This is a genomic window from Moraxella sp. I5G (assembly GCF_055193055.1).
This window is the reverse complement of sequence record NZ_JBUXLH010000052.1, coordinates 1-684: the sequence shown is the minus strand read 5'-3', so window position 1 is coordinate 684 and position 684 is coordinate 1. Positions and strand designations below refer to the sequence as shown.

General features: G+C 48.1%; 1 protein-coding gene. It reads right to left on the bottom strand.

Translation table 11 applies throughout. The features are described from left to right. On the bottom strand, positions 1-684 hold a 684-nt coding region (locus tag ACZBKJ_RS09925; RefSeq protein WP_463200937.1), incomplete at both ends, for a hypothetical protein.

The window sequence follows — 684 nt, the reverse complement described above, 5'->3', positions numbered from 1 at the left end:
TTTGGTTTTGTCTGACAAATCCAAATTGTAAGTAGTTACGTTGGTAGTCGAATCTTCAGACGACGTCAGTTTCAGACCGTCCACACTACTATCCAGCGCAACGGTGGCACCTTTGGCATTGACGGTATAAACCGCATGTCCGTCAGTCGGGCTATCGGTTTTGGTTACGCTGGCAACATTCGTACCCCCTTGAACCTCGGTTTTGGCGGCTTTAACTTGTTTAAAGCTTGCTGCGTCAGTATCGGCTGCGCCATCGGCGATGTTGGTGATTTTATTGCCACCGTTAGAAAGTCCTGCATTGGTTAAGGATACAGAATTTGTGCCACTACCAATTTTTAAGCCGTCTGAAGTCAATACACTATTTCCAGTGGTTACGCTGGTAAAGCTTGGGGTTTGGCTAAAATCCAAAGTAACAGTATCGCCGGTTTTGCTGGCGGTTAAATTAGAGTTACTTGAAACCACCTTTTGTACCGCGCTATCGGCTTTGGCTAGGCTGGCTTTGGCTGTGGTTGATAAGTCGGCGGTGTATGTGGTGGTCAGACCGTTGGTTACTGCATTTACGCTAACATCCGAAGAGCCTTGTACCACCGATTTTTCAGCATTGACGGTGTATTCGGTGGCACCGGTTGCTGCGTCGGTGGCGCTAGAAACGCTGGTGTTTGCGCCTTGTTTTACCACGGTTTT